11 protein-coding genes are annotated in these 14728 nt (G+C 34.3%); all 11 read right to left on the bottom strand.

The annotated features are described in order from the left end of the window. Positions 1–45: 45 nt before the first annotated feature. The gene (locus B3C18_RS15880) at positions 46–222 is read right to left on the bottom strand and encodes a histone H1 (protein ID WP_026729959.1); all 177 of its coding nucleotides are present in this window, start codon (positions 220–222) and stop codon (positions 46–48) included. 390 nt (positions 223–612) lie between these two features. Beyond that, a complete protein-coding gene (locus B3C18_RS15885) occupies positions 613–1908 on the bottom strand; it encodes a DUF4861 domain-containing protein (RefSeq protein WP_291148579.1) in 1296 nt (431 codons plus the stop codon). A gap of 139 nt (positions 1909–2047) precedes the next feature. Further along, positions 2048–2863 carry a hypothetical protein gene (locus tag B3C18_RS15890; protein WP_291148581.1) on the bottom strand — a complete coding sequence of 272 codons (816 nt, stop codon included), beginning with the start codon at positions 2861–2863 and terminating at the stop codon, positions 2048–2050. Positions 2864–3245: 382 nt separating this feature from the next. After that, entirely contained in the window at positions 3246–3986 is a 741-nt protein-coding gene (locus B3C18_RS15895; protein ID WP_291148583.1) for a rhamnogalacturonan acetylesterase, read from the bottom strand. Between the two features lie 398 nt (positions 3987–4384). Beyond that, a complete protein-coding gene (locus tag B3C18_RS15900) occupies positions 4385–5734 on the bottom strand; it encodes a glycoside hydrolase family 28 protein (protein ID WP_291148586.1) in 1350 nt (449 codons plus the stop codon). A gap of 120 nt (positions 5735–5854) precedes the next feature. Next, entirely contained in the window at positions 5855–7882 is a 2028-nt protein-coding gene (gene pelA / locus B3C18_RS15905) for a pectate lyase (protein WP_291148589.1), read from the bottom strand. Between the two features lie 224 nt (positions 7883–8106). Continuing rightward, positions 8107–9702: a glycoside hydrolase 43 family protein gene (locus B3C18_RS15910; protein WP_291148592.1), complete on the bottom strand. Its 1596-nt coding sequence runs from the start codon at positions 9700–9702 to the stop codon at positions 8107–8109. Between the two features lie 300 nt (positions 9703–10002). After that, positions 10003–11223, bottom strand: coding sequence for a glycoside hydrolase family 88/105 protein (locus tag B3C18_RS15915; RefSeq protein ID WP_291148594.1), 1221 nt, complete (start codon positions 11221–11223; stop codon positions 10003–10005). Positions 11224–11244: 21 nt separating this feature from the next. Next, entirely contained in the window at positions 11245–12435 is a 1191-nt protein-coding gene (locus B3C18_RS15920) for a glycoside hydrolase family 88/105 protein (RefSeq protein ID WP_291148596.1), read from the bottom strand. 316 nt (positions 12436–12751) lie between these two features. Further along, entirely contained in the window at positions 12752–13717 is a 966-nt protein-coding gene (locus B3C18_RS15925) for a DUF4861 family protein (protein ID WP_291148599.1), read from the bottom strand. Positions 13718–13728: 11 nt separating this feature from the next. After that, complete coding sequence (locus B3C18_RS15930; protein ID WP_291148602.1) at positions 13729–14664, bottom strand: alpha/beta hydrolase; 936 nt, start codon at positions 14662–14664, stop codon at positions 13729–13731. Between the last annotated feature and the right edge of the window lie 64 nt (positions 14665–14728).

A 14728-nucleotide genomic window follows, 5' to 3' on the forward strand; every position in this document is an offset into this window, starting at 1 on the left:
ATTAAAGCAAAAAAAACCTCGCCAGTTGACGAGGTTTTAGTTGTATTATTTTTTTGATTCTTCGATAGAAACTTTTCTGAACTCTTTTAAAAGTTTTTCGATTTCTAAAGTAGCTTTACGTGCTCTTGGTCCTGCAGCTTTGATACCTTTTTCAGTTAAAGATTCAGCTTCTGCTTTGAATGTGTCAATTTCGGCGTTGATTTTTACTAATAGATCTTTCATGCTTATAATTATTAAATTAAGGCGCAAAAATAGAAGTTTGATTGATAGTTACAACATATTTGCTGTTAAAATTATCATTGTTTTTTACTCTTTAAATTAACCTAAAATTTACGAATCACATTTTGCTAAATCTTCTTTTTGCAATAAACTATTAATCAGACAATTATTATCAAAACAAAATTTCAAAACTTATTTAGACGTGTTTTAAAATAGGTTTATAAAAATTTAAAACAATTTTAAAGTATAAGATTTTCGCTTAAAATTTTATTTCACCACTGAGAATGTGTGGAATTTTTCCCCAATTGATTGTCTATTTACAGGCAGAACTTCAAAATACGAGTCAAATATTAAGATTTTGTTATTATCTCTCTTAAATGAATAATACCAAACTTATTTTACACTTACCTTAATTTTAGCCGAAAGCTGCTTTGCCAAATTGGTTACATAATTGGTGAAGTAAACAGAATCCTTAAAGTTTGTATCTGCGCTTAATTCCCATCCCGCTATCGGATAATAACTTATTTTCTCGTTGTTTTTTGTTTTTAGTTTTATAAGATAAGAATCTGTCAGCTGTCCTGTTTTTGTTGCTTCCATATATCCTTTATAAACATTTTTCGGAACAATAACTGCGGTTCCTAAAATCCACTGACGTTCGTAAGTCAATTTATCATGTTGAATAAAACACACGAAATCTCCAGCTTCAATTACCTGCAGCGGGTTTTGATTGTTTAGGTTAGAAAGTGTTACCAACAGCATTTCGTTTCCTTTTAAACCATTCAGCGAAACTGTATTTTTGTAGCCATACATTCCCGGCCAGATTGAAGTTGTTTCCTGTGCCTGATATTTATTTCCTGAAGCTTCCCAATTTTGATACGTATAACTTAAAACGGAATTAACCGGACCTTCACTAACGATTTTAAAAGTCGTTTTTTCAATTGTATTTAAAGTGTCTGCAGCCAGAATTCCGAGTCTGTTGATTTTATCTCCATTAGTCAATAAGGCAAAACCTCCTAAACCAGCCGAATTTCCAACAGGAAAAATATCTCTTCCCCAATCGTACATGACGTGGTAATTGTCTTCAACGGCACCTTTGCTGTTAATTCCAACATCTTCGGGCGTTATTCCCGGCAATTTTTTACCAAATACATCCTTTGAGTTTCTTCCATCTAAATAATGTCTGAAACCTACTTTATCATTTTCCCAAGTTGGCCCGTCAGTCTGATATTTTTGATACCCTAATTTTTTATGCACCTGGTCTGCCATTAAAACTTCTTGTGTATCAGGGTGAACAGGAAGGTTCTTTCCTTCTCTTTTTCCAAATCTAACACTTGTTTTTATTGGATATTTAGGATCTTTCTGCGACCAATTCAGCAGTATTGTTTTTTCTTCATTTGGAGAAAAATCGGTTACAAAAAAAAGTTCATCCCATTTTCCGTCACCGTCTAAGTCATTAACCTGTGCGGGAATGGTATCATTTTTAAAAAGTAATACGGGATAAGCTCCTAAATCTTTATTTATGGTAAGCTGATTTCTATTTACAGCAATAGCTTTTTGAAATAATTCGATATTAGAGGTGTTTTTTAAAACAATCTTATTTTCTTTCGAAAGTTTTTGCTGTGCCTGGCACGACGCAAAAATTAGTACAGAGAATGCTGTTGATGTGTAAAGTTTGATGGTACTTTTCATTCTTTTTATTTTAAACCAATTTAAGTATTTAAATGAAATTAAGTATAATTCCACTCTAAATTTACAGCACAAAAACATTTTCTGTATCCTGCGCTTCCCTGTTTGGTTTAAATAAAATAGGAAAAGTATTTTGGCAGTTTTAAAACTGTGCCATAAAAAACAAAGCTTTTTGAAGGCTGTCAAGCTGAGTTTGATTAACCGTTGAATTCGAAAATTTAATTTCCGGTATTTTTGAGATAAAATCTGAAGTGTCTTTAAAATAAGATTTTAATTCTTTTAAAAGTTCGTTTCTCGATTTTGATGCATCAACAAGTTTTAGGTTTTTAATTTCATTAAAATAAAGCAGACTATTGTGCAAATGCTTATTGAAAAAGCAAACCATCACATTGGTTCCTTTTTTCTCTAATTTTAAAAAATCTATTAATTCTGATTTGTCGTATACAACAAATATAGAGCGTTCAAAATCTTTTGGTTTACTTCCGTTTTCTAACAAAAAAGAATCTTCAGAAAATTCAAACTCTTCTTTAAATTTTCTTTTAAACATTTTTAAAAAAACGCCCTGATTATCTTCAATTCCAGTACCTTCAGCAAGACCAACTTTTCCATCTTTTCCTGTTCCAGAACCAGCTTCACCAGAAACTGCTAATCTATTCCATTTGTCGACAAGCCAGAAGTAGTAACCTGGTGTAACATCTCCAGTTGTTTTTGTATTAAAAACTAACAAACTATTAGTCGGTTTACCCACAATTGGCGCATAAACCTTTGTACTTGTCAGTTCAACCCTAGGTATCAATATACCTTTGGTACTTTTACCATATCTATCTGCTTCAGGAAGATCCACAGTCGTGATCTCTAATTGAGCTGATGAATTTGGCGTTTTAGTTCCAATACCAACCTGCGAACGGGCCGAAAAGGTAGCCAAAACAACAAATAAAGGGAGTAATCTATTTTTCATAACCTTTTAATTATTATGTGTTTAATTATTTTCTTAAGTCTTTAAAATTCAAACATCTAGATTTGAAGGTGCAAAGTTCTTCTGAAAATGAATTTATTTTTGCCTGTAAAAGTTTTTAAACTTATAGATTAAGGTATATATGAAAATAGAGCGTATTTTATAGGGAAGAATTCCTATATTGCAAAGGGCAAATAGTAGAAATGGCGCGAAGCAAAAACAAACTAAGTACTTAACAAACAGATAATTGATACATAAAATTACAAAAAAAAGAGAGAAAACTTACATTTTCTCTCTTGCTGGTATTCTACTCTGTATGCTTACCCTAAATGAGCAAGTTTTTACCTAAATAATGGTATGTTTTTTTTGTGAATGGTAAATTGTACTACCTGATTTCTTTTTTGAGGTTTTCTAAAGATTTGTCCTCTAAAACTTTAATTTGATTTACTACTATTTGAGCAATTGTTTTGGCTCCCAATAAAGAAAGATGCGTATCATCTGCCTTATCTTTATCATAATAGACATTTTCTCCTGCTTTGAAATGCAGGTGTAATTGCTTCGATTTTTCCGGGCCGTAAGATTGTTCTAGTTTTTCTGTAAAATATTCTAAATCGATAAAAAGTACTTTATATTCCTTTGCCACTAAGCGGGTTTCTAAAGGATAATCGCCGTGGGTAGGAACTAATACTCCTTTTTCATTAAAGTTACGTCTCGCAATTGAAGTTAACAAAACCGGTATTGCTCCTTTTTCCCTGCTTTCTTTTACAAAACGTATTAAGTTATATCTATAGGCTGTATGCGGGTTTGTATAACGGGTAGAATCTTCGATTTTTTCATCGTTATGTCCGAATTGTATAAAGACATAATCCCCTTTCTTTAGTTTTCTATAAATTGAATCCCAGCGTTTTTCGTTGATGAAACTTTTTGTGCTTCTTCCGTTTACAGCTTTGTTTACCACTACTATATCGTCTTTAAAAAAAGGCTGTAAAACCTGTGCCCAGCCATGCTCCGGGTTTCGTTCAGGGTCTTTTTTATTTGCCATTGTTGAATCGCCTATAGTATATAAGGTTGTTTTTTGTGCAAAACAAACCGAGGAGATTAGTAATAAGATTATGATGTGTTTCATTTTAGATTTTAGATTTTAGATTTTGAAATGCGGAGTTACTTGCGTTCCTTCGACTTCGCTCAGGATGACAAGCATAGTGCTTTTATTTATATCGAATGTCAGTCTGAGCGAAGTCGAAAACCTTTTACGGTATGAAAATCCTTCTCCCGAAATCTCGGGATCGCTCTGGAGGACATATCTTTATGGATTCTCTTTGTGTAGACGCACTGCTGTGCGTCTCTACGGAAAACCTTTGAACCTTTGAACCTTTGTTACTTTGTTACTTTGTCCCTCAAAAATCAGAAGAACAAAATTAATATTACTCTTTACGCCTATCACCTCGAAATAGACGCACTGCTGTGCGCCTCTACAGAAAAATCTTTGTCCCTTTGAACCTCTGCACCTTTGAACCTAAAAAATTACGGTTTCGAGACTGCCGTTGGCACTGTCGCTCTTTGTCCTATAAAAACATCTGTCATCAAAACGTTTTCTGCATTTTCGTTGGAAAGGGCATTTTTTGCTTCTTTGATTTCTATATTTTGTAACGATATGTTTTTGATTTTTTTATCGGGGAAACCCTGAATTACAATTCCGGATTCTGATGCTTTATTACAAGTAATATTCGAGAATGAAATATTGGATATATCCGATTGAAATCCTTTCCCTTCGCCGTGATAATTGGCCGTTATATAAATACAATCTTCAACCTGATCTAATTGAATATTTCGAACAAAGATATTTTTGATAAAACCGCCTCTGTCTGCATTGGTTTTTAGATAAATTCCTCTTTTTAAGTATCCGATGGTTTTGCAGTTTTCTACAAAAACATTTTGAACTCCGGCCGACATTTCGCTGCCAATTACTATACCGTGAAGTCCTTTAAAATTGCAGTTTCTTATTATTATATTTTCGCTTGGCGTTGCTGTATTAGCTCTTCCTTCATGATCTCTTCCTGCTTTTATGGCAACGTTATCGTCACCATTATTAAAAGTTACATTTTCGATTAAAACATCTTTGGCATATTCAGGGTCGATTCCGTCATTATTATGATTTAATGATTTATAGCTGATACCGCGAACGGTAATACTTTGCGATTTTAAAAGATGTAAACACCAAAATGGTGAATTTTCGATTCTCACATTTTCAACCAGGATATTCCTGCAATTCAAAAACTGAATCATCTGTGGACGCAGGAAATAACCTTCGCCAAATTTTCTGTCTTTCAACGGAACATTATTATGGTTCATGTCACGGCTTAAATCCTTGCCCGAACCTTCTTTTGCTTTAAAGCTTTTCCACACTTTTCCTCCTTCTCCATCAATTGTTCCCTCTCCTGTTATGGCTATATTAGTACATTCGTTGGCGTATATAAGCGGACTGTAATTATACAGCATGGTTCCTTCCCAACTTGTTAAAACCATTGGAAGGTAATCCTGCGGATTGTCACTAAATTTGATTTTTGCCCCTTTCTCAATTTTCAGGTTTACATGGCTTACAAAATGAATTGGCCCGTTTATTTTATAAATTCCTTTTGGTACAATAATAGTTCCGCCATTATTCTTTTTGCATAATGCCATCGCTTTATCAAAAACAGCTTTATTGTTTGTTATTGAATCTCCTTTTGCTCCTAATTTCAAAATATTTACCTGATAAGCAGGAAAAACAGGAAGCTGTATTCTATTGACGATCGAATCGACTTTTGCCTTTGGGAAATCATTGTTCTGGGCAAAAGAGCTGAAGCTGATTAATAAGAGGATAAGATATTTCATTTTTTATAAGGTTCTAAGGTGCTGAGAGGCTAAGTTTCTGAGATACTGAAATACTGAGATACTGAGATGCTAAGATTCTAAGGAGTCAAACAAAACTTAGAGTCTTAGTATCTTAGAAACTTAGTAACTAAGATACCAAGGTATCGTTGTATCTTTTAGAATATTTTCTATTGAATATTGCTCTGCTTCTGATTTTGTAAGCTGATGGGACCATGATACTCTTTTGGCTGGCTGAAATCCTTCTCCGCTGTTATTATATTCTGCATAAAAGGCGTTTTTTTCTGCATCTGGTTTTGACCAGTTTTCCCAGCCTTCAGGTTTTATATGTTTTCCTAATTCGCAGTTTATATATACAGTTTTGGCATAAATTCGCCACGGTCTTCCTAAATAAACGGTATTGACAGAAGGTTCAGCCGTTAGTTTACAATTCTTAAAAACAAAGCCGTATGCTGTTCCTTCGGGAGTTGATGCAGCTGTTATGTACGAACTTTTAATGCTATGAATGACACAGTTTTCAAATAATGCGGTTGAACCTCCAAAAATAAAATCAGTTGTTCCTTCAATATAACAGTCTTTAAAATATTGTTTAGCATTTTTTCCTGATAAATAAAGGGTATCCTGATTTCCTAAAATAATGCAATTTGAAATTTTAGCCCTATTGCTTACAACTGACAACGCAATTGCCTGACCTTTATCTCCAGAAGCATTTTGAATGGTTAAATTTGATGCCGAAAAATCGTCTCCTTCTACTAAAAGGGTTGACGTATAAAAAGTGCTGTTGCGTCCTAAATTGATCTTCGAAAAATTGTCATCAAAAGTAATGATGGTTTTTTCTTTGCTTTCTCCCAATAAAATCAAATTAGTGTTCCATTCCGGGATTCTCAGCTTTTCATTATACGTTCCGTTTTTTATAAAAATGGTCACTTTTTCATAAGGAAAAGACGGGCTTGCATAAATGGCATCTTGTATTTTGGTAAAGTCTCCGGAACCATCCTGAGCAACGGTTAAAGTGTTAGTTTTTTTTTTCTCTGACGCTGTTTCCGAAACTTTTATTCCGTTTTTAACTGCCCAGGAATCGTATTTTTTTAAAACTTCTTTTGGTTCGTCAGTGTACCACGCATAACCGTTTCTGCGTTCTGCGCCAATTTCATCCAGTGATTTCTTTTTGATTCCGTCTCGATCGCTAAAGAAAGGTTCGTTATTGTCCAGCTCCATAAATCTTGCCCAAATTGGTGACGCATTTTGAACCGGAATCATCTTTTTGTCGATAATTTTTCCGGCATCATTTAAGACACGTTTCTCTTCCAAATTGGTAATTTTCGTTTTTTCAAACCATGCATTAGCACTTTTTACAGCGGTAATTATTTCTGGCGAAGGTTTTTGAATTGACATTAAAAGCAAAACAATTTTAGCCGATTCTTTTCCGCTAAGCGAAGGAAGTTCATACGCTCTCGCCTTTGCCGGAAGTAAAGTAACCTCATCATGCTGCGCGCACCAAGCTGTTAAAACTCCGTTTTGTTTGTATTGTGTTTTAATAATACAGTCAATGCCTTTATCAAAAGCTGTTTTAGTTTTGGCAACGATTTCTTTTGATGGTTTAATGCTGTAAAAATCAGTTTCTTCAGCCACTTCTTTCATCACATTTAAAATGCGTACCATCGAATCGTCATTGTACGTTATATGGGTGTAATATCCTTTTTTTAAGGGATAAAACTGAGGCCAGCCGCCGTTTGCATATTGTGCTTCTAACAAATAATTTAAACCCTTTAAGAAGGATTCTTTGTAGCGTTCGTCTTTAACCTGTGCATACATTTTAGACATAAAAAGCATTTCCTGAGTCGTTGCTCCATTGTCTGTCGTGGTTTCTTTAGTAGTTTTCTTTATTTCGAGTAACTCTTTTTTCTGCGAAGAAGTCAGCTCATTCTGCATTTGAATGTTCTTTGGCCAGCCTCCAATATCTCTTTGGTACAGCAAAACATTTTCGGCTATCTTTTTCGCTTCTTCGGTACCAAACCAGGATGCATCATTTTTACGAATTATATCCGGCCAGTTTTTATTTTGTGCCTTAACAGCAAAACTAAAACCAACAATGAAAAACAGTACTATTTTTTTTAGCTGCATCATTTTCTTTTCTTTTGCGATAATCATGTCTAATTCTTTTTTACTTCAACAGAATGAAAAATTCAATTTTTACTCAAAAAAAATTAAAATTTTAATATTTTGTAAGAAAAAACCATTTAAAAGCTATTTTAGCTATTAATTTATATTAAAATGTATTGTGATATTAATTTTTTAAAATCTTTTATTATATCTCATTTATTGAGCGCGTTTTTTCGGTCAAAAAATTATTTTTTATGAATTTGATGCTTTTTTCATTTCGTAATTCTAAACCAATCGACAGCAGCATTTCCTGAATCGTTTGTTATTTTTTCCCCTAAAGCAAAAAGTCCAATCTTCGCTCCAATCCATTTTCCTTCTTTCGAAATAAAATCAGTTCCTATTGCCTGATAATTTTTATCATCTAAACTGTAAAAGAAACTGCATACTCCGCCTTTCTTAATTTTAACCCTTAAATAAATAGTATTGTTAGCTATCAAAATAGGTTTTGTTTCTGTTTCTGAAATGGTTTTATTGAATGTTCCCGTTTTTTGATTTAGATATAATTTTCCCTCTACATTTTTAAAATTCAAATAACTGTAATCTAATCCCATGATAATTAGTCCAGTCGATTCTCCATTTAATCGTGTATTGAAAGTTATTTTGGCTGTCGCCGAAAATTCTTCAGCAGGAAATTTTTGAAGCAGTAAATTCGGAGCATCAAATATTTTATTGTCTTTAATTGTGGTTACGCAAAATAAATTCAGATATCCCATACTGGTAGGAAATCCCCAATTAATTTGCGAATTGGCCTGCCACTGCCATTGTAAACCTAATTTTGGTTCGTTAAATTCATCTGAAGTCACCGGATTTTCAATTGGATATTTTTTACCAACATTTGGTTTTTTAAATGTTGTAACCGGTTCTCCTATTCCATTTCTGTCAAAATCCTGTCCCATAAACGGCCAGTCGTTTTCCCATTTCATAGGCTGTAAATGCACAATTCTTCCGTAAGCGCCTTTATCCTGAAAATGAATAAACCAGTCTTCACCTGCTTGCGTCTGCACCCACGCGCCCTGATGCGGACCGTTTATTTGGGTTGATCCCTGCTCTAAAACTTTTTTCTTTTCATAAGGCCCAAAAACATTTTTAGATCTTAAGATGGTCTGCCAGCCCGTAGGAACGCCGCCTGCAGGTGCAAAAATGTAATAGTAATTATTTCGTTTGTAGAATTTTGGACCTTCAATTGTGCCTTCGCTTTCATGTCCGTCAATAACCATAACCTCATCATTATTAGCAATTGTTCCTTCTGCATTCATCGTACAGACTACTAATAAACTTTTAATTTGCGCGCGGCTTCCTGCAAAGGCATGTGCTAAATAAACTTTTCCGTCATCATCCCAAAGCGGACTCGGGTCAATCAATCCTTTTCCGGCTTTTACCAAAAGTGGCTCTGACCAAGGGCCTTCGGCTTTTTTAGCTTTTATCATATAAATCCCGAAATCAGGATCTGGATAATAAATATAAAACTCGTTGTTATGAAAAGTAATACTTGGCGCCCAAACTCCATTCCCGTGCTGTACTTTATCATACGTTTCAAAAGGCGGTTGTTTCGGCAGTGCGTAACTTAAAATTTTCCAGTTTACCAAATCTTTAGAATGCAGAATGGGAAGTCCGGGAATACAGTTAAAAGACGATGCCGTCATATAAAAATCATCTCCAACTCTAACAACATCAGGATCTGAATAATCAGCATGAATGATAGGATTGGTATACGTTCCGTCTCCATTATCCGGTGTCCAGATTTGTGCCGAATTTTTCTCAAAAGAGAAAACGGAAAGGAGAAGGAAAATGATTTTTATGTTTTTCATTTTGTTTTGTTTTGTTTTTTTGTCATTTCGACGAAAGGAGAAATCGCACAAGAAACTCCATTCCTATTGTCGTCAATCTTTGTCGAATTCCGAGTGCGATTTCTCGTTCCTCGAAATGACAAACTATGTGTTTTAAACCCGACAGGTTTTTAAAACCTGTCGGGTTTGTATCGTGATTTGCAATTGGAGTTTCTTTGAGGAGTTTCTATGTGATGCTTCGACTTCGCTCAGCAAGGCAATGCGTGCGTTCACTCTTAACTCATAATTCAAAATTCATAACTCACAATTCATAATTAAATTTTATCTGTTCAACTCCAAAGCAGCCAAAATAAAAGGCCCGGTCGCTTTAGGATCGTTGTCTTTTTTCTTTTCGTTTACGTAATATTCATAAGAACCATCACGATACGGAGTTCCGCCTAAACCTGCAACCTGACAGCAGTTTGTTAAAGTAATTCCGCCATCTTCGTCAACTTTTTTGATTAAGATTTTGGTCAATCCGTCAAAAGCTTTGTTTGCCAGTTTTTTATATTTTGCCGGTAAATATCCTTTGTTTGCTCCTTTTGCGAAAGCATAAGTAAACATTGCTGATCCCGAAGCTTCTAAATAATTCCCTTTCTCTCCGCCTTTATCTGTAACCTGATACCATAATCCTGATTTATCCTGATATTTAGCCAAAGCTGCAGCAGCATTATTTAAATATTTAATTAATTCAGCTCTTTTTGGATGCTCTTTTGGCATATAATCCAAAACGTCAACCAAAGCCATTACATACCAGCCTAAAGCTCTGGACCAAAAGTTTGGAGAATTTCCTGTTTCTTTATTTGCCCAAGGCATTGCTTTGCTTTCGTCCCAGCCGTGGTATAATAATCCTGTTTTAGGATCTGTGGCATGAAGCTGAATCAATTCAAATTGTTTTGCGATATCATCAAAGCTTTTTCCATTTTCGAATGTTGCTGTGTATTGTGCGTAGAAAGGTTCTCCCATATACAAACCATCTAACCACATTTGGTTTGGATAAATTTGTTTGTGCCAAAAACCTCCACTTACCGTTCTTGGCTGTTCTGTTAATTGCTTGCGAACTAATTGCATAGCTTTTAAATATTTATCCTGTTTTGATTCTGCATAAATATCAAAAAGCAAACGTCCGGGAACAACTAAATCAATATTGTATTTGTCGAATTCGTAGGTTTTAATGCTTCCGTCTTCCTGAACTAATTCATCTACATAACCTCTTATATAAGCTTTGTAACGCGGATCTGGATTTTTCTTGTACAATTCTTCTATCGAATGCAAAACTAAGGCATGAACATAATCCCATTTTGGCTTTTTAGAATCGTCAAGCATATAACTTTCGGGATGGCGTTTCATTAAGGTTAAAGCCATTTTATCTGACCATTTCAGGTCTTTAGAAATCACAATTTCTTTTTTTGCAGGTTCTTGTGAAATTGCTTTACAGCCTGTTAAAGCTATTGAGCAAACTAATAAAACCGACATAAAACTTTGTTTCCTGATATTTTTCATTTCAAAATATATTTAATTCTATTATTTTTCTAATTCAATTGAAGCCAATAAAAATGCTCCTAAACCTATTGCTCCATTTTCTTTTGTTTTGGCAATAAGATAATAATCATTTGTACCGTCCCTAAAAGGTTTTCCTCCCAAACCTACATTTGCCGACACATTCAGAATATTTACTTCTCCTTTTTTATCAACCTTAACAAACTCTTTTATAAAACTGTCAAATGATTTCTTCGCTGTTTTTTTATAACTGGAAGACAGATATCCTTTGCGTGCTCCTTTTGCAAAAGCATAAATGATCATTCCTGAACCAGATGGTTCTGTATAATTGGCATACAACTGTGTTTTATCTGCCACCTGATACCATAATCCTGTATCGCTTTTGTATTGCTCTGCAGCCGCCGCAATTTCATTTAAATACTGAACCAAAACTTTATATTTTGGATGAGATTTTGGAAAATAATCCAGTGTTTCTAACAACGCTGTCATGTACCAGCCAATTCCGCGTCCCCAAACCGTTGGCGAAGTTCCGGTTTGTTTGTCAGCCCAGGCAATTTCCTTGCTTTCGTCCCAAGCTTGGTAAACCAGTCCGCTTTTTTTATCGATCATATGATCGTGAACTAATTCAAATTGTTTTGCAATATCATCTAAGCTTCTTCCTTTTTCATATTTCACCGTAAATTGCGTGTAAAAAGGTTCAGCCATATACAAGCCGTCAATCCACATTTGATTCGGATAAATCTGTTTGTGCCAAAATCCTCCGCTAGCCGTTCTTGGCTGATTTTCTAACTGATTTCTCAATTTTCCAATAATTTCAAAATAGCGCGAATCTTTTGTAACATCATATAAATTGAACAAAAGTTTTCCCGGATTCAAACAATCAATATTGTATTCTTTAGTCTCGTATTTTTTAAGATTCCCTTCACTGTCAATCATACCGTCAACATACTGTTTGATATAGTCTAAGTATTTTTTATCCTTTTTTTCCTGATATAATCTCTCAAAACCAGATAATACAAAACCCATTTTATAATCCCATTTCGGACTGTCATTTCCGTCTAGTTTCCATGCTTCGGGATATTTATCCAAAATAGAAAGCGCAGTTCTCTCAGACCATTTTAAGTTATCTGGGAGCGCATTTTCTGGATTGTTTTGTGTGATTGCAAAAACATGGAGAAGCAGAAATAATAGTACAGCTGTTTTTTTATACTTCATATTTATATTTTTTTTTGCCACAGATTAAATGGATTATTTGGATTATTCTTTGCTTTTTAATTGCTATGTGTTAAATGCATTTCACGCAGATTAATTTAAACACATAGAAACATAGCTTTTAGTAATTGATAAAAGGCGTTTCACTTGCATTAACAAACATAGTGCGCTATGTGTAAGAAGCGTGCTTCTTTTTATTCTCTTTTAAAAACATAATAAAATCTATGTTTCTATGTGTTAAATTATTCTCACGCAGATTTAGCAGATACAGCAGATTTTAATCTTTTTAATCCTCATAATCTGTGGCAAATAAAACAATCTACATTTTCCCTTTTTTATTCAAAACCTCTAATTGAGCATCCAAATATTTCACGAAATCTTCCTGCGATTTTATTCCGTTTTGTTCTTGTTCCCAGGCACCTAAAAGATAAAAAGAATTTGCTTTTGTTGTTGGTTTAAAAACCAATAAATAATCTAAATCTGTATCGGCGATATTTTCGATTGTGTTTACTTCATAGAAAATACCCAGTCCTAATTTGTCCGGAACCAAAGACTGTGTACCATATGTTGCTATATAAGCCCATTTTTTGTTTTTACTTTCTTTCTTAAGCAATTCCGTATTCTTTTGTTTTACAATTCCTGTACAAATTCCTTTAATTTCTTTGGATGCCTGAATCGTATGTTTTGTATATAACTGATCTGGTTTTATGGTTAAAGTTGAAGTAAAATCAATTTTATCAGATGCTGTTTTCCATCCGTAATAATTCACTTTTACACCCGATTCATTGTCTTTATTTACAACCGTTGCAATCGTAGAATCTACTTCGCGAAAATGCAGTTTTTCATTGTTTAAATAACGATCGATAGAACCAATTCCAATTGCTTTTCCGGCTTTTAAAATATCAGCTCCCCAATCACTCATTTCATGATACGAATCAAAATTATCCTGTCCGACTTTTGGTAAAATGATAGCCGGTGTTTTCTTTCCGAAAATATCAATTGCATTTCTCCAGTCTAAATACAAACGATAACCAATTCGGTTATTTTCCCAGCCCGGACCTTCGTAACGAATATCAAAAGAATGATCTGTATGTTCCGGTGCCAGTTTTAATCTGTCGACGTTTTTAAAAGTCGTTCCGCCAATGTATTTGCGTCCCTCCCAGTGTCCGTCTGTTTTTGCCGAAATTTCAGCGTACGTTTTAGCCGTTTTAATATCATATTTTTGAGCATTAACGGATGTAAAACCAATTAAGAATAAAGCTGCGGCTGTAATTTTTGTTTTCATTTTATGGTAAATTATTTGAATATCTTATTTAGAAATTGGACTGTAAAATCGGTTGTTTTATAAAACCAGGGTTCAAAAAACCAAAAAGAATGCGGTGAGTTTTCTAGTGTTTGAACTTCATTGTAAATTTTATACTGATTTAAAATCTTTATCATATCATCTCTTCCGGCATGAAACCTGTCAATACTGCTGTTGATAAACAATGTTGGAGGTGTCTTTTTATCAGTATGGCTTAAAGCCGAAGCATTTTTCCAGTTCTCCGTTTTTTCTTCATAAGAACCTCCGAGCCAAAAAGATGCCATTTCTCCTTCTGAAGATTCCGGATGCCTGAATGCCAAAACGCCGTCTATATCGATAATTGCATTTACTTTTGAAGTTGATTTACTTTGATTGGAAGCATCTTCAAAAGTTGGATTTTCATTTGTTGTACCAATCAAAGCTGCCATTTGCCCGCCCGAAGAACAGCCCAAAACCGCAATTTTATCTGGATCAACTTTGAATTTCGCTGCGTTATCTTTTATAAATTTAATCGCATTTTTTACATCATAAACCCCATATGGATATTTTGCCTCAAGCGACAATCTGTATTCAATTGTAAAACAAGAATAACCGTAAGAAGCAATTTCTTCTGCCAAAGCATTCATCTGAGTTTTATCGCCAGATCTCCAGCCTCCGCCATGAATCATAATAACGGCAGGGTTTTGCTTTTTTGTGTTATGTACAAAAGCATCAAAATGCAAGGTTCTTTCGTTCTCTTTAAAATAAATTATATCTTTAATTTGAATAAGATTCTTATGCTTTTCTAAAACCGGAATTGTAATTGACGGATATTTTTTTATCAATTTAGCATACGTGCTTTTTACCGTGTACGAGGTGTCGACAGGGTAAGTTTGCTGCGCGTTTATTGCGCCCGAAAGCAAGAATAAAATCAATACTATTTTTCGCATTACAATCCTTTTACTTTTTAGTCAGAAAGGAGTTCGACACTTGGGTCAAACTCCTCTTTAACTT

Source organism: Flavobacterium sp. UBA7680 (assembly GCF_002482975.1).
Lineage (GTDB): Bacteria > Bacteroidota > Bacteroidia > Flavobacteriales > Flavobacteriaceae > Flavobacterium.

Excerpts from the sequence above, each read along its gene's own strand:
- B3C18_RS15880 (WP_026729959.1), bottom strand. The coding sequence starts at position 222 with ATGAAAGATCTATTAGTAAAAATCAACGCCGAAATTGACACATTCAAA.
- B3C18_RS15885 (WP_291148579.1), bottom strand. The coding sequence starts at position 1,908 with ATGAAAAGTACCATCAAACTTTACACATCAACAGCATTCTCTGTACTA.
- B3C18_RS15890 (WP_291148581.1), bottom strand. The coding sequence starts at position 2,863 with ATGAAAAATAGATTACTCCCTTTATTTGTTGTTTTGGCTACCTTTTCG.
- B3C18_RS15895 (WP_291148583.1), bottom strand. The coding sequence starts at position 3,986 with ATGAAACACATCATAATCTTATTACTAATCTCCTCGGTTTGTTTTGCA.
- B3C18_RS15900 (WP_291148586.1), bottom strand. The coding sequence starts at position 5,734 with ATGAAATATCTTATCCTCTTATTAATCAGCTTCAGCTCTTTTGCCCAG.
- pelA (WP_291148589.1), bottom strand. The coding sequence starts at position 7,882 with ATGATTATCGCAAAAGAAAAGAAAATGATGCAGCTAAAAAAAATAGTA.
- B3C18_RS15910 (WP_291148592.1), bottom strand. The coding sequence starts at position 9,702 with ATGAAAAACATAAAAATCATTTTCCTTCTCCTTTCCGTTTTCTCTTTT.
- B3C18_RS15915 (WP_291148594.1), bottom strand. The coding sequence starts at position 11,223 with ATGAAAAATATCAGGAAACAAAGTTTTATGTCGGTTTTATTAGTTTGC.
- B3C18_RS15920 (WP_291148596.1), bottom strand. The coding sequence starts at position 12,435 with ATGAAGTATAAAAAAACAGCTGTACTATTATTTCTGCTTCTCCATGTT.
- B3C18_RS15925 (WP_291148599.1), bottom strand. The coding sequence starts at position 13,717 with ATGAAAACAAAAATTACAGCCGCAGCTTTATTCTTAATTGGTTTTACA.
- B3C18_RS15930 (WP_291148602.1), bottom strand. The coding sequence starts at position 14,664 with ATGCGAAAAATAGTATTGATTTTATTCTTGCTTTCGGGCGCAATAAAC.